This is a genomic window from Shewanella sp. 125m-1 (assembly GCF_052977065.1).
On the sequence record NZ_JBRILT010000011.1, the window covers coordinates 68,042 to 86,172 of the forward strand.

The following is an 18,131-nucleotide window of genomic DNA, read 5'->3' on the forward strand; positions in this document are numbered from 1 at the left end:
TTTCGTTAGCTTCTCTGATTTAAGATGACTGCGACTCTCGCCCTATCGCATCACCTAAAGGCTCAAAATAAGCGATGAGCGCATTAAAAATCTGCGCTCTATGCTCAATACTTGGGTAACCTCCAGCATCAAATAAGGACGACTTTAAGGTTTCATCAACCAAGTAAGGGTTACAAATCTCTTGATAAGACTCAATGCAGCTCTCAAAGGCCCGCGCCATTAACTCGGTTGGCCGCGAAAAATACTGAGTACCGTACTGCTTATCGAGCACAATTGCCCGACTAACATAGTCATGGCCATCGTTGCCATTATCAGAAAGCATCGTCACCTCAAATACCCGCTCTAAACGCTGATTCAACGGATGCTTTATCGGTTTAACATCGGCTATCCAACTGTGGCTAGCAAAGGAGATCCCCCGTGGTGACGTATGGTAGGATTTTGGCGCAATATAATGGTCAAACGCATGCCAGAATTCATGGGCAAGCGCCCCAGCTCCTGCATTTTTGGCCAGTGCTAACTCACACCGGTGCGGCGCATAATGGGCCTGTACGCCTTTTTGACCACCACTACCAAAAGCGAGGTTTAAGGTTTCGCGCAGGCCGATTGCTTTAGGAGGGAGTTTTAAGATAAACGCCAAATCTGCTAACGAATCAAAAATCAGGTTAGCCGCTTTATCCCGCTCCTCGTTTTCAACCCACTTACCAAGGCGAATATGACCAAGACCGAATACCTGTTTGATATCAACAAAACTCACTTGCTCATCGAACCGATAATCTGGACCTATACGTTTATAACTGCGGCTTTTTAACACTTATCGATTCCCAGCTGAGACTGTTATGTGACTTTAAGGCCATCATTATAGAGCAACCAATAACGACACACGAATGCGTATATCAGCGTCACTTTAGCTTAACGCTAGCCTAAGACACGCCATAAACGATATAATCTCGCCCATTAGTTTCAAATTATATAGGCCTTAAGATGGCGCGCACTGCAGCCGCATTACACATTTTGGTGAAACACCAAACACTTGCCGAAGATATTATTAAGCAGCTCAATAAAGGGGCTAAGTTTGACGTACTAGCCAAGAAGCACTCAACCTGCCCATCGGGTAAGAAAGGCGGTAGCTTAGGCGAATTTAAGAAAGGCCAGATGGTGCCGCAATTTGATAAGGTTTGTTTTACTGGCGAGTTAATCACTCCACACTTGGTTAAGACCAAGTTCGGTTGGCATGTGATAAAAGTGTTGTACAGAACATAAATCAACCAAGTTACTGGCAATGATCACGTAACTAAAGTGTTGTACAAAACTTAAGGTTAGAGCATAGGCCCTAGAACCTAGGACGCTTCGCTGCGAGGACGGGCTTCGCCCTGCTAGGAAAAGCACAAGCTTGACGGGCTAAAGCCCGACCTACAACAGCCACCGCTTTTCCGACTTTCCTAGGACCTAGGACCTAGGACCTTTCTTAGCTTTTCAACCCGTTCCGTAAGTGACGCAGTCACGTACGCAAGACCGCAGGCCGTCCGCCTTAGCTTTTCCGACTTTTCTAGGACCTAGGACCTTTCTTAGCTTTTCCTAGCACCTATCTTTTAAGCTTATAAATATTACCGCTATCAGTACTGAAATAGATATCGCCTTTGGGCGAGACTTCAATATCACGAATCCGCTCGCCAAGCTCTGACATTATTCGCTGCTCTGCAATAGCCTCATCAGCATCATTAATGCTAATCACATTGATGTGAGTTAGCTTCAATGCGCCAGCTAGCAGCTTCCCCTTTAACGGCGGAAATTTATCGCCTCGATAAAGCACTAAACTACCGGGTGCGATAGAGGGGATATACACCTTAACTGGTGGTTCAACCCCTTCTTTTAATTTACCGTCGCCAACACTAAGCGGCCCCCAATACTCTTTACCGTGTGAGGTTATTGGCCAGCCATAATTTGCGCCCTTTTTAATAAGGTTAAGCTCATCGCCGCCGCGGGGTCCATGCTCAATTGACCACAGATTTTGGCTATCAGCATCAAAGAATAAGCCTTGTGGATTGCGGTGTCCGTAGCTCCAGATCTCATCAAGCACCGTTGCATTATCGATAAATGGGTTATCACTTGGCACTGTGCCATCGGGGCTTAGGCGTAAGATAGCACCAGCATGAGTTGTTGTGTTCTGGCCGTTATCGCGTACACCGCGATCGCCAATGGAAAAGTAAATACTGTTATTATCAAAGGTAATTCGGCTACCAAAGTGCCTGCCGGTATCTGAGCGGGAGTTTGATACAAACACATCTTGCCAGGCAGACAATTTTCCGTCTTTATATATCGCACTTGCTAGTGTGGTGGCGCCCTCACCTTGAATATCTTTACTGTAAGTAAAGTAAATTTTATTCGCTTCGAAAGGAGAGAGTGCGATATCAAGCAGACCACCCTGACCTTCTGCCCAAACATTGGCAGGCTCAAGCAAGGTCTTATGCTGCCCTGTTTTAAGGTCCAACTGTTTAATCGCCCCATCTCTTTGGGTAACGAGCATAGTGTTAGTATCAATGTAAGCCAAGCCCCACGGAGTGCCCAGTCCACTAGCAACCTTTTCAACCTCAAATGCCTGAAGGCTAGTTACCGCGACAAGCGTTAACATCAACGCGCTTATTCGTTGGCATATTTTCATCGTCATCCCTTCCTTTGGTCATTTGATGTTATACCAAACCATAACGCTTTATGAGGCTGTAGAGAATAGTTTTAGCAATAAACTCAAACGGTCTGCCAGGTACAACTTACTTATAAATGGTACCGAATAGGCAATAAAAAACGCCCTGTTACGTGAGTAACAAGGCGCTTTATTAACACTCTAGCTTGTATTAGCGGATTGCCGATATAAGGTAGTCGATCACGGCTGTCTCAGGTGTCGATTTATGCTTAAGCTCAAATAACGGGATTGGACGCTCTAACATATTACGCTCAACCATTTCGTTGATAATCGGTAAATCAAGCGTACCCGCTTTACCTGCTAGTAAGTTATCTAACGACGTGGTTTTGCTTAAGTTAACGATATCTCTAAAGCCTTTTAAGTAAAGGAAATCTTTAGTTAATCCACCGCCACGGTAAACACGTGTGGTTAAGGTAAAGGCTTGCTCTGTTGTTTGACCATATTCACGCTTAAGCGTTTCAAAGGTCATAGAGAAATCACGCTGCTCTAACATCAGATTCACCGCAATAACTCGCAATGCCAAGATCTTAAGGCGATTTAAGGTCAAGTTGCCCGAGCAATACTCACTGTAAATTGCCACACCTTCTTGAGTATGGGTGTTACCCACAAGCCCTAAGGACAACACCCTTAACTTTTGGCGGCGAGCATTAACAGTGGTCAGCATATGCACGCCCAGCTCATGGTAGGCAAACGCAATCAACTCTTTGCTAGTAAACATGGCATCTTTGTTGATTAACAAGCTACCACGCTCATTGTTTACCATCGCCTTAGCAACAATACGCGATGACTTTTCAACCTTACACTTAAGACCCCATTCATCCGCTTGCTGTTGGAATGAGTTCACCGCATAGGCAGAATCATAAATGGCCTCTTCGTCATCACCTTCAAGATCGGGTGCTCGCAGTAAGAACTCAGCATTAGCAATATCATCTTTATCTGGCTGACCGTAATACTTAAGCGAGTTATAAACAAACTCGTCAGTGCCAATAGAGCATAACAGATCAATTTTTGTTGCTAAGTTATCAATCACATGGCGATAAAGCTGTTGAATATCCGCATCCATAATATTGGCCACTGGCAGCTTATATAGTTGCTCGCGGAACTGATATGGGTTTAGGTTTAGCTGCTTATAGCTAAACTCTGGCGCTGCGACACCTTTACGGGCTAAAAACTTTTTCCGCTCACTGGCAATATTAATCGGGTTAATATATTTCAGTGTGGCGACGTTACTGGCTAGCTTAAATAGGCTCTTATCAAGCGACAAGATCTCAGGCGGTAAGCTTGACGATAGTAAGTCAACATTTCTGACCGATTTTCGCTTACCAAAACGGCGCATAAAATAAGCCGCCGTCTCAGAGATAGCCTGCTTAGTGCCCGCTTTCAGCTCCTCTAAAACCAATGGGTATAGCTCACCAGAGGTTTCATCCATAAACACTTTTTTCACTTCAAGTGGCAACACTAAGGTGTTATCGAAATGCGCGTTCACATGTGCGATAAGATAGCCGCGACCTTGGAACACTTCATCTCTTGCTGCGCGTACAGCAAGGTTCGGTAACTCAATTTTACTCAGCTGCTTTTCAAAGTTCTGGCAAGTCGTCCCCCAACGTTCAATATCAATCTGGCTGGTTCCAATATTAAATGTTGGCGTATCGGCTTCAATTTTTTGGTAATTATATGAGTGAACATCAAATACAATGCTGTTTTTGAACTGCTTCTCTAAACGCGCAACCAATGCACTCAGTACATTATAAAAAGACTGATGTTTTGCATGGCTTTCGTTACGCTGCTTAATGGTTAATGGCTTTTCCCAGGCCGTTTTAAAATGAGTTGAATGCGCCTTTGGGCGGTTCAAGTCATATTCAAAACGTGAGTCGTTACCCACTAATACAATAGGAAAAGACGACAACATTTCTGCGGTATAAGGCGCCTCAGCATAAAGACGTTCTTCATCGGTTAATTTGCAGTTCTTTTTCAGTTCATCTCGCAGACGATGGCCGTTATGGATAGCGGTACACACAAACGGCGAGTACTCATCAATCTTGACCGTAAATGAACCAGACTCAACTTCAGCGTGGAAACACTCACCTTTATTAATTAACGTAATACATTCTTTTTCAGATAACGTGAGCATCTTCTATCGCCTTTCTAAATTCTGTTTTTCTTGTGTTTAATGCTTGTTTGGCATTGATTACACTTTCAATAAAATCAATAACTTTCTTTTGAAGCTTAACGTTATTCAGCTTGTTTATACGCATAATGCCACCAGGGCTTTGTACGTTAACTTCAATCAACTTTTCACTGATAACATCAATACCTACAAAAAATAAGCCATCACGCACTAACTTGGGGCCAATATGCTTGCATAGCTCTTTTTCTTTCTTGGTCAATGTGTGCTTAACCACACTGCCACCCGCATGAATGTTGGAGCGAACCTCTCCTTCTGCAGGCACACGCTTCATGGCACCAATAGGTTCGCCATTGAGCATTAAAATACGCACATCGCCAGCTTCAGCACCCGCTACATATTCTTGTAAAATAACGTAGTTGCCGCCTTTGCCACTGTTAATATAAAACTGCAGCAGTGAGTGGAAACTCTTTTGCGCCGCTTTCTCAACTAAAATAACCCCTTGACCGCCAAAACCATCTAGCGGTTTCATGATCATCTTGTCCGTCTTTGACTCACGCAGCACCTGCTCTAAATACTCAGGTGTTTTCGAAACGTGAGTAACCGGAATAAAGGTATTATTGGGGTCATCAAATGATGCGGTATAGAGCTTATTATTGGCGATACGCAAACCATCAATATCGTTCATGATGAACACATCATCACGCACAGAATCAAGGAAGTTTAGCGCGATAGGATCCAGCGGCGGGCTGGCACGCATAAAGATGCTGTCAAATCCAGCCAGTGGCAACTGAACCGTTTTAAACCGCGCCTTCTTATAAAAAGACACGATGTTACTCGGCGCTGATGCCTCTTTATTGAATACTTGGCAAAATGCACTGGCTTCAGAGTCACGCATGGTTAAATTACTTGTGGTGGCAAGCGCAACGGTATGCCCCCTTGCAACACACTCATGAATTAACCGCAGCGTTGTGTCGGTCTCCGGCACAATCGTCGACCACGGATACATCAAAAATAGAATATTCAATGGGATCTCTTAATAAAACGGAATGCTCTAAAGATCTTGGGCCAGGTGGTGGCTTGGGGAGGAGTAGAGTATTCAAAATAAACAACACAATGACTTAGGTGAAATGACCTAAACCGGACTATGGCATCTATCTATCAATACAAGTTGAACTAGATAAGGTAGCGGTAATTTACACCAAAACTTGCAATTGGAATATAAAAATATTCACACAAAATAAAATAAATTTATTCACTAATCACACAACAAGTCGACAAGCCCCGATGTCCTGTAGCATAGGCTTTCAGGGCTTTTGGGTTATACGTATATGTAGCTATATAGAGCAGCGCTAAGCACGACTGACAGGGTCCAGAAAGTAGATGAATGCAGAGGCCGTTACCGGGAGCGCTACCGCTATGGATACTATGACGATGGATACTAGCGCTGAGACACAATTAATGACCTTGCCTTAACAGCGCAAAGTCATCAAAGGTCACCAAAAGACATCACTCAAAAAACATCATCAACCAGAGATACGCGAACGTTCGAGTCAATAGCAATTTATTGGCACTGACACACGGCAGACGCTCCACATGGATCAGCCTGAGCCACGGTGCACATACCACTAGTATTGCCCGTCCCCACACACCAGGCATTACAATCAAATACATCAGGGTGACCGGTATCATCGGTATGACGGTGCAGCACATCTTTACCTGGGTTTGACTCCACCAGCAAGCCATTTTCAAGGCAGGCTTCTCCAAAGGTTCTTCCGTTTAAGTTACCTTCTATATCGGTAGCCACGTGACATCCAGCCACATCAGGGGCCACACCGTCGGTATCTTTCCACCAGGTTGTTTCACCGGCTATCCAATCTGTAGGTTTAAAAGCAAAGGTGCCCTTTGCCCCGGGCATATCTTTAGCGCCTTTAGAGGGAGCATCATAGTGCTCTTGAGCACTTAACATGGCACAAAAGAAAACACTGATGATGACTAGTAACTTTTTTAACTGGCTCATTTTGGTACCTTCATATAGAGCGACTCTATAAGGCTCTTTAGCTTTTCGCTAATCCTGCAAGTGGTAAAGAGTGGACTCTGAATAAGTAAAAGACTCAGCTAAAAAACTTAGTCGTGATTTATCAAATGTTCAAGCTGAGTTAACTGCTGGCCCAAGGCTTTAAATAGAAAGCTTTCTATTTAAAGCTTGAACTCCCCCCTTGAACAAGTGTGCTTAATCAAGAGCGCCGGCAGTCATCCTAATCCGCAAGCTAGGCCTTAATTCAAATCCATCAGCATGTTAAAAACATCAAGTGAATAGATTTATGGCTATGCTTTAAGCAACTTTCGACGTCAAATTTTTAGTGGTGCACACCTTAAGGGGGGGAAATGAAACCTATCATTGCCGATAACAAACCAGCTAAAGTCACCCTAGTACAGGGAAAAGAGTACTACTTTTGTCGCTGCGGTCGCTCTAAAAGCCAGCCTTTTTGTGACGGTTCCCATGCTGGTACCGAGTTTACACCTCTGGCATTCACTGCTGATAACAACGAAGAAGTCTATCTGTGTCAGTGTAAATACAGTGCTAATCCGCCTCTTTGCGACGGCTCACATGAACAATTTGTTCAAGCCGATGTAGGTAAACAAGGCCCTGAAGTCACTCTTATCAGCGACGCGCCTCCCCAGGCTACCAATACGCCAGCAGAGCCGACCCTTGAATATATCCACCTACTGGCACGAGAAGGCTTATCTAAAGTTGGCCGCCATGGCCCAATGACCGCGATGGGCGTACCACGCAACGAGCTCCCACACTGGGACGATTTACAATTGATGGTGGCACAAATGGCCACAAAACCTTTAATGGAAGACATAGAAGTATCAACCGAGCTCATCATTGGCCCACAGGCACGTAAACCACTTAAATTAGCCATCCCACTGTTTGTTTCTGATATGAGTTTTGGGGCCCTATCTGAGGAGGCCAAAATAGCACTCGCCCGTGGCGCTGAACTCGCAGGCACTGGGATCTGCTCTGGTGAGGGAGGGATGTTAGCGGAGGAGAAAGCCGAAAACTCGCGTTATTTCTATGAACTGGCCAGCGCAAAATTTGGCTATAAAGAAGCCTTGCTGAGCCAAGTGCAAAGCTTTCACTTTAAAGGCGGCCAAGGCGCAAAAACAGGTACTGGTGGCCACTTACCCGCGAGTAAAAATGTTGGAAAAATATCTGAAGTGCGTGGTTTACCTGAAGGCACTGATGCTATCTCGCCCCCTACCTTTACCGATCTTAAAAGTAGCGCTGACTTTAAGCGGTTTGCCGACCGTGTCCGAGAAGTATCGGGCGGTATTCCCATTGGCTTCAAGCTCAGCGCTAACCATATCGAACGCGATATTCAATTTGCTTTAGATGCCAGTGCCGATTACATCATACTTGACGGCCGAGGAGGCAGCACCGGAGCGGCACCTGACATTTTTCGCAACCATATCAGTGTGCCGACTATTCCTGCGATTGCTAGAGCAAGACGTTACCTTGAGCAGCAAGGTGAGAGTGGTCGAGTCACGTTAATTGCCACTGGCGGTATACGTACTCCCATCGACTTTGTCAAAGCGCTCGCCTTAGGCGCCGATGGTGTAGCAATATCAAATAGTGCAATACAATCAATTGGCTGTGTTGCCGCGCGAATATGTAATACCAACAACTGCCCTTCTGGCATCGCGACTCAAAACCCTGAGCTTCGCAAAAGGCTTAACATTGATAACTCTGCCAAGCAATTACAGAATTTTTTTAACGCTTCGGTGCAACTTATGCAGGTCATGGCCCGCGCTTGTGGCCATGACGACTTGAGTCAGTTTAATAAGGACGATTTAGCCACATGGCATATTGAAATGGCTCGATTAACCGGGGTTGAATATTCCGGATTTATGGCGCCTTAACAGTCCACAGAGCACTATCCAAGACTTTAAAGTTCCATTAATGGTTAATACATTATTTTTAAAAGCCCTAGTGAGAAACTAGGGCTTTAATATTTACAACGTTGACAACTAACAAGAGTAGCCCCTTTACTGCTCCACTCCCCGCATATAGGCTTTATCAGCCAGCGCCAACATGGCTAAATCCTCTTTAGTGTCACCATAAGCATAAATGATATTGTACTGGCTTAAATCAAACTGTTTACTGACCTTGTCAGCTTTGACATGGCAACTGCAATCATCAGCACTGTAGTAGCCAGTATAGCGCTGATCATGGTAGGCCATTTCGCTGCAGATAAGCTCAATATTCATCATCTGACACCAAGGTTTAAGGTAGAGATCTAGTGAGGCTGAGACGAGGACAATGGTCGCACCATCTGCTTGATGTTGCTTGAGGGTTTGCATTGCATCGAGTCGAATATGGCTGGGGATGATCTTATCTGCATAAACTTGCCCTATGGCCTCAACTTGCTGTTTATTGCGGCCAGCAAACGCAAAAAAACTCACAAACGGCCGAAGCCTTCTCGCAGGGATAATACCTAACTTGTATAGCAGATAAAGCGGTGACATAAATACCATGCCAAGCACTAATCGCACAGGCGTGGCAGAGTAAAGGATAAATTTGGTAAACATATCTTGTTGAGTCAAGGTGCCATCAAAATCAAACAAAACCAATTTCAAATCGTTCTCCTAACGCCTAACTCTTAATGCTTAATGCTTAATGCTTAATGCTTAATGCTTAATGCTTAATGCTTAATGCTTAATTAATGTCTAACATCTAACTCTTAACTCTAACTCTCACTCTAACCCTAGCCTTAACCACAAATTAATCAGGCATTTTAACTGAGGTTAGGCTATCTCTTCTTCAATAATATCCACGAGTTTTAACTGTTCATCATGACCAAAGGAACTGTTTTCTGCGTTAGAGACCAAAAATACATTTTCGGTACATTCCCCTAAGGTACTAATTTTCGCCGAGTGGATACTCAGGTTACGTTCAGATAATAGATTACAGATCTGCTCTAAATAAATAGGGTCATCTAAGGTATTTACCTTTAGTAGGGCTCTATTTTTCTTTGTGGTGTGCAGCACTGTTACGACCGGAGGACTATCGAAATTCTTCAATGCTCTTGGCGTCATGAGTTTTCTAGGTCTGTCTTTTTGGTCAATAGCGCGATAGATCCGCTTAACTATTTGCTCTAACCTTGGCTCATCATCAATAGGCTCATCTTTATGATCTAGCACCTTAATTATCTCCAATACTTGACCATTTTTAGTCTGCATCATCTGTGCATCTTTCACCTTAAGCTTCGAACTTGCTAACGTCTTAAACAGGTCAACAAACAGCTTAGGCCTATCCTCGGTATAAACAAAAATACTGGTAAAGCCGTTTTCACCATTTTTACCCACCAACACTCGAGTCGTGCCCGCTTCCCCCGCCAAAATACCTTGGCTTATCTCAATGATATCCACTAACGAATTACCACTAAAGAAGTTATTCGGTAAACTGTGCCAGAAGCGATTAAGGCGATCTTCCTCAACCCCCTGTTTTAGCAACTCAGCCTTGGCATCCGCCTGGTTTTCACGGATAACTGTTCGCACTTCGAATATATTTTCAATCCCCTGCTTTAACGTCTCACGAACCGCCATATACAGTTGAGTTAACTGGCTTTCTTGCCAGTCATTCCAGTAGCTTTCGTTGGTCGCCATCATATCGGCAATGGTAAACAAAAACAGTGCGTTTAGCTTACCCTCCGAGCCAATGGATTTAGCCAAGTGTTTTATAACATCAGGATCGCTAATATCTTGGGTTTGAATGGCACTAATGAGTACATCTTGATTCGCCACTAGCCAATAAATCAGCGCTGTGGTCGAGGCTTTAAGCAAATGTTCCTCGGCTAACTCTTTCGCTTGAATTGCACTTAATTCGCTGTTTTCAATCGCCTGCTTCCCAGATAGGTGATGACAGAGTGTGGCAAATACCAGTGCGAATCGATTACCAATATTTTGATAAATACTATAGGTAAGGCTGTTTTTCTTATTGAGGGCAAAGCTATCGATATATTGGATCGCTTTAAAGGTGTGCTCATCCACAGTAAAAGCGTTATGCATGTCAAACTGCATCTGACCTTCAATAGCATGCCACTGTGAGCAATACGCAGCGAGTACGCCGTAACGGTGCATTAAACCTAAACATTTACGCAGTCCCTTAGGGTGCGCCAAAATCGCTAAAAACTCTTCACGACACCCTTGATAATCTTGTAACTCACCCAATAAACCACGGCGAGTTTGCCTAAGTAATCTAAGGGTTTGCGGCGCAATGCCATCAATATTATCGTTCTCAGCAATAAGCTTGAACATCCGCACCACTTGGCGTTTATCAATAAACGCCTGAGTAAACTTAACCTCAATCAGTCCGTTACAAACACTGAAGTATTTATCAATTGATTGCAGATTGCCGCGCTCGGTTTCGTTTAGCGTATCAAGCTTAAATGAGTCACAGATAATTTGATTTAACTCTCGCACACGCGTCATGGCTCTAAAGAGTTGACGCATCATACGTTCGATCGCCAACTGGCTATTATCGCCTTGGCCAAACTGCATAAACTCGGCCACACCTGCTTGATGCTCAAATAACAAAACATCCTGCGCCGATTGTGTCACGCAGTGAAGCGCCCATCTAACACGGCAGATGAAGTCATACGCTTCGAGCAGCTCATACACTTCATCTTGCTGTAAAAAGCCTATGGTTTTAAGGGCGTTGGCATTAGCCAATGAGAAATGCTTTTGCGCAATCCACATGATCGTATGCACATCGCGCAATCCACCAGGGTTATTCTTAAGATTGGGCTCTAAATAAAGTGCGGTGTTTAGCGCTTTATTGTGCCTTAATTGCTGCTCAGCCATTTTAGCATCGTAGAAAGACAGGCTGGTCCATAGCTGATTTTGATAAAGCTGCTCTTTAATGGTTTGCGCATGTTTTTTGGCGCCAACTAAACAGCGGATATCGAGCAGGTTGGTGGCAATGGTAATATCTGAGCGGGCTGATTCTGTCGATTCAGAGAGTGTTCTAACGGTTTGGCCTATATCTAAACCAAAATCCCAGAGGCGGGTGAGAAAAAGTGATAATTGTTCTTGCTGATGTGGGGTCAGTTCTTGCTCGACAATAATGGCTAAATCGATATCAGACCTTGGATGCAGTGCCCTTCGACCATATCCTCCCACCGCATTAAGTGACATAGAGGTATTATGCAGGTTGTACATCTTCCATAATGCAACCAACATTTCGTCTATATGCTTAGCGCGCCTCTTAAGTAGAGTTTGCACAGGCAGCGTTAAAAACTGCTCGTTAAGCTTTTCGTCGAAGGTTTTTATATGAAACTTCAACTCCGAGAGAGAATTCAGTTCCACTATATTAGACATAATAAGGTACTTTCCTATTCGCTATATAACCACTGGTTTATACCTTAAGACACCAAGGTAGATGACAACATTCAACGTGCTATTTAGTTCGCTGAAAACATGATTTGACTGGATTAATCGCGACACAACCATAACAATTACAGGACTTTTTTTCAACAAATCACAGATTTAGCTAGCGTTACCTAGCAAGATAAGCCTACCTTTATCAACAAAAATGAATAGCCGTTGCAATAACATTGTGAAAGTATTTTCGCTAACCCACCGTCATTCCCCCTCTATAACCGCCTTGAATAATAAAGAGTTAATCATATTTACCGGTTAGTGCTAATAGAGTAATCTGTAGCGTTAAACAGACAAGACTCGCGTTATCAACGCCTCTAAATATTGCACGAAAATAACAGACTAAGGCGCATCAATGAAACAGAAAATAGTATTAGTGAAGAGCTATTTTGCCAAGATTGAAACCGATAAGCGTGAGGAGATGTGGGCCGCGAAGCCGAAAACATCTGACTTTGAATATTCAACCTGTAAGATTGATAACGAACGCCTCAATGATGATCTGCAACAAGCTATCGAAGCCTTGAATAATGATGGCTTTAAAGTGCAGCAGATAACCCCTGTGACGTCTGGAGATTATGTCTTTAAAGATCACTTCAGCGACCCTCACCTACTCGGTAATGGCGTCAGCACTGAAGGTGGCTATGGCTATGGGTTTTCCTATACCGATAGTCTTATTATCTTGGCAGAGCAGCTAACAACCCCTGTCCTACAGGCTGAGATAAAAACCGAGCCTAGCATCAACGCGGTTATTGGTGTCGATTAATACTGTTAGCCAATAACAATAATGGCAAAGTTAATCCCAGTAGCAGTAATGCTACACATTCTGGAATAGCACTTCGAGAGAAAATGTAAGGATGAATTGATTGATACGCTCTGAAAACTCATCCTCTTTACTCCAATTATATTCAGGAGTGATCGAATAGAATAGCCAATCCCTGGCAACATTCTGCCGATAAGTGAGGCTGACACTGGCATTTTTCACATAATGATAAGGCTCATTAACGCCATAAATGCTGGCTTGGTAACTTAGCGCTTGTTTATTATTGATGTATTGATACAGCTTGGCACTTGAACCAAACTCCCAACCATTACCACGACTCTCGTACTGTGCTACCGCACTCCAGCGCCCCACAAATGTTTCGTTAAAAGCATGCTCAACATCAAATTCAGTCGACTCCCCCGTCACCTTTTTCTCCTGATAAAGCTTCTGAGTTAACCGAGTCACTGTACTGTCAGAAATGGGATAAGTGTAGCGCCAACGCGCTTCTACTTTAGGTTTAAAGTTAGCCTTAATATTAAAACTGACACGATCTTTGGCGTACCAGTCGTACCTCAGTCCAATGTCTCTTTCATTTTTGTCATTTGGAGATTTAATAAACGCAAAAGGGTCATCTTCGCCTGTTGAGTCCAAAATAAGCTTTACACGTTTAGTGACACCGGGTAAATGCAATCTAGCGTTAAGGTTAGCCCGATACTTAAACCCTTCTTTTTCATAATAAGAAAAGTCGTTATACCAGCGCACTATAGTGCCTGCTCTAGCATCCTCTTCGACGCGCTCATCCACAAAAAAGCTATCAAACCAAATAGCAGGCTGACAAAACTTAGTATTGAGGTAATCAAAAGCCCTATCGATTGTGCCTTCCATCTGCGACTGGCTATAGCAAGGATCGTCTTCAGCACTAAGAGACGACGGATCTTCATCCTGGCTCTGATCATTCGTTTCGGCCTGAGTATCCCTCTTTGTAGTATCAGCCTGAGTATCGCTCTTGGCAGTATTAGCCTCTGCCCCCCGTATTTCAGAGGCATGTACCGGGACAAATAAGCTGTGATAACACGCTAAAGCCAGAGGGAAGAATAATCGCTTATACAACAAGTATGGTACTCAAAACATGAAAGAAATGTTTCGCAAGAGTATCACTCATCACATCGGCTTTACATCTGGATTTTCAACCTTAACCCGCGAATATGACCAATAAGTTGCACCATGCTGCACTAACAATAGTTTTGCTCATCTATGGCGTATTTAAATAAAAGTGTCATACAAGCTCAATAAACTGGCGTTATATGGAGTAAGAATCTATCTAGCAGGATGCGCTAGCGCGATTAGCTCAACGATGTATTTAAGCTGAATCAAAATAGGATAGGCAGTGTCTTCAATCAATCCAGATTTATTTATCGACAAAGAACTCTCTTGGTTATCTTTCAACGAACGGGTATTACAAGAAGCGTGTGATAAGGCTGTTCCGCTAATCGAAAGGGTCAGATTCTTAGGGATCTACTCCAGTAATATGGACGAATTTTTCAAAGTCAGAGTGGCAGCGGTGAGGCGTGAAATATTACTCGCTTACCCCAACGCATCAGATAAAAACCAGAAGCTGATGAATAAGATCCAAGATAAAGTGCTTAAGCTTCAGGAGCATTTCGATGACACTTATCATGCCTTGATGAAAGCCCTTGCACGAGAAAACATCTTCTTGATTAATGAGAAACAGCTCAGTGACTTTCATAGTGCCTGGCTAAATAAATACTTTAAAGATCAGCTTATTCGTCACATCGCCCCACTTATCATCACCAAGCAGAATAAGCTTATTAACCATATTGATGATGACTCGACTTACCTTTGCACAAGCTTGCAAAAGGGAGAGGTGAGTCGCTATGCATTTGTAAAAATCCCCAATACCAACTTACCTCGCTTTATTGAGCTTCCCCATGAAAAATCAAGTAAGAATAGACATTTTATCTTACTAGACAATATCATTCGCCACTGTATCGACCAGCTGTTCCAGCCTTTCTTTGACTACGACAGCATCCAGGTCTATTCAATGAAAATGACCCGAGATGCAGACTTTGATATTACTGAGGAACTTGAAAAAACTCAGTTAGAACAAATGAGTAATGCCATTCGCAAGCGTTTACAGGCACAACCCGTAAGACTGGTTTTTGACCGAAACATGCCAAGCTCTATGCTAAAGATGTTAAAACGAAGCTTAAGCATCAGCTCAACCGAATGCTTAGTGCCTGGCGGGCGTTACCACAGCTTTAAAGACTTTATCGACTTTCCGGTATCGAGTCGACGCAAGCATAGCTATGAGACCCTTAGCGCCATCGAAAGTAGCCAATTCAATGCTTTCAACAACTGTTTTGACGCCATAAATCACAGCGATATTGCACTGAACTACCCGTATCATAAATTCTCTCACTTTACTGAGTTGGTGCGTCAAGCCGCATTCGATCCGGCTGTACATTCAATTAAGATTAACCTTTATCGCGTCGCCAAAAACAGCCACATCATGCAGTCTCTTATCGATGCTGTACAAAACGGTAAGCAAGTGACTGCGGTTATCGAACTCAGAGCCCGCTTTGATGAACAATCCAATATCGATTGGACCAAACGCTTAGCAGAGGCTGGCGTTAAGGTGCATCACGGGATCCCGAGCCTAAAAGTACACTCAAAACTTTGCCTGATCAGCCGTAAAGAAAACGACAAAACTCGGCTATACGCTCATATTGGTTCAGGCAACTTTAATGAAGGTACTGCGCGTTTTTATACTGACTTCTCACTGTTTACCGCTAACCAAGCCATTGCCCGAGAGGTTAAGCATGTCTTTGATCTACTTAAGCGTCCCTATCAGCGAGATTACTTTGATCACTTAATCGTATCGCCCTTTAATTCAAGGCAGCAATGGCTCAACCTTATCGATGATGAAATTGATAGCGCTAAGCTGAGCAAGCCCGCGGCTATCACGCTGAAGCTAAACAATTTAGTCGATAAAGTCATGGTCGAAAAGCTGTATCAGGCCTCTCAAGCAGGTGTGAGCATTAAGCTGATTATTCGCGGCATGTGCATACTCATTCCGCAACTTGCTGGAGTCAGTAGTAATATCGAGGTGTACAGTATTGTTGATCGCTATTTAGAGCATTCTCGCGTGATGCTATTTCATGCCAATGGTGAACAGAAACTCTTTTTAGGCTCATCTGACTGGATGACTCGCAACCTTGACGAGCGAGTTGAAGTTTGTACGCCAATTTATAGCCAGGCGCTCAAAAAGATGATTATCGATATCATCCATATCCAGCTAAGTGATAACACTAAATCTCGTATAGTCGATCAAGAGCAAAGTAATCAATACCGCTCCCGCGGTAATAGAAAAAAGGTACGTAGCCAAATGGCTATTCATCAATATTTACAACGCTACGAAGCAACTCAAGCACAAATACTAGCGAACTCTCCTGCGCCATTTGTTTATTGGCAAACTGACACCATACAAAAGAAGGCTTAATAGAACGTGGCCCCACAAGACAACTCAGTCCATTTTGTTGCTATCGATATGGGCTCTAATAGCTTTCACTTAGTGATTGCAAGACAGCAAGACGGCACGATTCAGATCTTACATAAAGAAAAGCGCCAGGTTCAGCTCGCAGAAGGTATTGCAGACAACGGCCAGCTAGATCAGCAAGCCATTGAGCGCGGCCTCACTTGTTTAACTGAATTTCATCAGCGCTTTTCAGGACTAGAACAACCCAGAGTGCGTCTGGTGGCAACCCATGCCCTTAGAGTCGCTAAGAATGCCCGCCAGTTTATTAAGGCCGCCTATAAGATCATCCCCTACTCGATAGAGATTGTATCGGGCCATGAAGAGGCGAGATTGATCTACAGTGGGATCAGCAATAGCCAAAGCCTGCAAACACGCAATTTGGTTATCGATATTGGCGGTGGTTCGACCGAGGTTGTGATAGGCAAGCAAACAAAAGCCACAGCATTAGCCAGCCTCAAATGTGGCTGTGTGAGTTATAACAAGCGCTTTTTTTCTTCTGGCGTACTCGACAAAGCCAGCTTCAAGGCCGCACAGACTTCAGCCGATAAGCAGTTTTCTTTACTACCCAATGCCTATTTTAAGGGAAACTGGCAATTAGTGCTCGGAAGCTCAGGCAGTGTCAAAGCGATATATGAAGCGATAAATCACCAACAAGAAACACCGACTGACATTACATTAGAACGCTTAATTACGCTCAAACAATATCTGTTAGATGCACGTCATATCGATAATATAAACCTGCCCAATCTTGACCCCAAACGCATTGCGCTACTGCCTGCTGGTCTGTGTATATTGATCAGTTTTTTCAAACGCCTCGCCATAGATACCATGCAAGTTGCCCAAGGGGCTTTACGTGAGGGGATCTTGTACGAGCTGGCACAAATAGGCCAACAAAAAAGCATTAAGCAGCGCACCGTTACCAGCTTGGCACAGCTCTATCATGCCGATCCTGTCCAGGCGAGTAATGTCAGTCACTCTATCAATCATCTATTTGAGCAAGTCAGCGAGGACTGGCAGATTTCGCCTTACCTTTGGTTGCTAGAAAGCGGAGCCGAACTACACGAGATAGGCATCCATATTAACTCACGATCCCATCATAAACATGGTGGCTATATTATTGAAAATAGCGATCTTCCGGGTTTTAGTCAGCATCAACAGACCCTGCTCGCACTACTTGTGTTAAACCATAGAAAACGCATCAATCAAAATAGAGTTGAGCTACTGGAGCCAGAAGATAAATTACTCATAACCAGGTTACTCGTTATCTTTCGAATAGCTATCGTGGTTAACTTAGGACGGATTAGCACTCAACCGGTACAGTTGAAAATGGCTGTTAAAGATAACCATGTTATATTAATCATCCCTGACATGCCTGATGAAGAAAAACTGCTATTGAGTCGAGATTTAGCGGTTGAGCAATCGAAGATCGCCAAACTAGGCATTAAGCTTCACTTTTAACCCCAGAGAAACACCCTGTGAAGCGTAATAAAAAGTAACAACATAAAGAGCGGCCCTAAGGCTGCTCTTAGCTATCGATTGTTAAAGC

Annotated in this window: 13 protein-coding genes; 5 read left to right on the forward strand and 8 right to left on the reverse strand. The window is 43.7% G+C overall.

Going from position 1 to position 18,131, the window contains the following annotated elements:
* Positions 1–19: 19 nt before the first annotated feature.
* Positions 20–811, reverse strand: a complete 792-nt coding sequence (locus tag ACVBIK_RS07485; RefSeq protein WP_447160719.1) for a CLCA_X family protein — start codon at positions 809–811, stop codon at positions 20–22.
* Positions 812–981: 170 nt separating this feature from the next.
* On the opposite strand from ACVBIK_RS07485, the gene ppiC reads away from it, so the two are divergent.
* Entirely contained in the window at positions 982–1,260 is a 279-nt protein-coding gene (gene ppiC / locus ACVBIK_RS07490; protein ID WP_012156435.1) for a peptidylprolyl isomerase PpiC, read from the forward strand.
* Between the two features lie 322 nt (positions 1,261–1,582).
* Here the strand turns inward: ppiC and ACVBIK_RS07495 are convergent, their stop codons facing one another.
* The 4 genes from ACVBIK_RS07495 to ACVBIK_RS07510 form a co-directional block, all read right to left on the reverse strand.
* Entirely contained in the window at positions 1,583–2,659 is a 1,077-nt protein-coding gene (locus ACVBIK_RS07495) for a PQQ-dependent sugar dehydrogenase (protein ID WP_447169400.1), read from the reverse strand.
* Between the two features lie 190 nt (positions 2,660–2,849).
* Positions 2,850–4,829 (reverse strand): flavohemoglobin expression-modulating QEGLA motif protein, encoded by a 1,980-nt coding sequence (locus ACVBIK_RS07500; RefSeq protein ID WP_447169401.1) that lies wholly within the window; start codon positions 4,827–4,829, stop codon positions 2,850–2,852.
* On the reverse strand, positions 4,813–5,850 hold the full coding sequence (gshB, locus tag ACVBIK_RS07505; protein ID WP_447160716.1) for a glutathione synthase: 1,038 nt from the start codon (positions 5,848–5,850) through the stop codon (positions 4,813–4,815). The genes ACVBIK_RS07500 and gshB overlap by 17 nt, the downstream gene beginning before the upstream one ends.
* Positions 5,851–6,387: 537 nt before the next feature.
* Positions 6,388–6,843 carry a hypothetical protein gene (locus ACVBIK_RS07510; RefSeq protein WP_447160715.1) on the reverse strand — a complete coding sequence of 152 codons (456 nt, stop codon included), beginning with the start codon at positions 6,841–6,843 and terminating at the stop codon, positions 6,388–6,390.
* A 368-nt stretch (positions 6,844–7,211) separates the two neighbouring features.
* Here ACVBIK_RS07510 and ACVBIK_RS07515 point away from each other — a divergent pair, with 368 nt between their 5' ends.
* Positions 7,212–8,750 (forward strand): glutamate synthase-related protein, encoded by a 1,539-nt coding sequence (locus ACVBIK_RS07515; protein WP_447169402.1) that lies wholly within the window; start codon positions 7,212–7,214, stop codon positions 8,748–8,750.
* A gap of 126 nt (positions 8,751–8,876) precedes the next feature.
* Here ACVBIK_RS07515 and ACVBIK_RS07520 read toward each other — a convergent pair whose 3' ends face one another.
* The gene (locus ACVBIK_RS07520; RefSeq protein WP_447160713.1) at positions 8,877–9,467 is read right to left on the reverse strand and encodes an HAD-IB family hydrolase; all 591 of its coding nucleotides are present in this window, start codon (positions 9,465–9,467) and stop codon (positions 8,877–8,879) included.
* Between the two features lie 168 nt (positions 9,468–9,635).
* Entirely contained in the window at positions 9,636–12,209 is a 2,574-nt protein-coding gene (gene glnD, locus ACVBIK_RS07525) for a [protein-PII] uridylyltransferase (protein ID WP_447169403.1), read from the reverse strand.
* Between the two features lie 415 nt (positions 12,210–12,624).
* On the opposite strand from glnD, the gene ACVBIK_RS07530 reads away from it, so the two are divergent.
* Positions 12,625–13,032, forward strand: a complete 408-nt coding sequence (locus ACVBIK_RS07530; protein WP_447160711.1) for a hypothetical protein — start codon at positions 12,625–12,627, stop codon at positions 13,030–13,032.
* A 51-nt stretch (positions 13,033–13,083) separates the two neighbouring features.
* Here the strand turns inward: ACVBIK_RS07530 and ACVBIK_RS07535 are convergent, their stop codons facing one another.
* The gene (locus tag ACVBIK_RS07535) at positions 13,084–14,139 is read right to left on the reverse strand and encodes a hypothetical protein (RefSeq protein WP_447160710.1); all 1,056 of its coding nucleotides are present in this window, start codon (positions 14,137–14,139) and stop codon (positions 13,084–13,086) included.
* A 277-nt stretch (positions 14,140–14,416) separates the two neighbouring features.
* Between ACVBIK_RS07535 and ppk1 the strand changes: the two genes are divergently transcribed.
* A complete protein-coding gene (ppk1, locus tag ACVBIK_RS07540; protein ID WP_447169404.1) occupies positions 14,417–16,549 on the forward strand; it encodes a polyphosphate kinase 1 in 2,133 nt (710 codons plus the stop codon).
* 6 nt (positions 16,550–16,555) lie between these two features.
* Positions 16,556–18,043 carry a Ppx/GppA phosphatase family protein gene (locus ACVBIK_RS07545; RefSeq protein ID WP_447163969.1) on the forward strand — a complete coding sequence of 496 codons (1,488 nt, stop codon included), beginning with the start codon at positions 16,556–16,558 and terminating at the stop codon, positions 18,041–18,043.
* Positions 18,044–18,131: the final 88 nt, after the last annotated feature.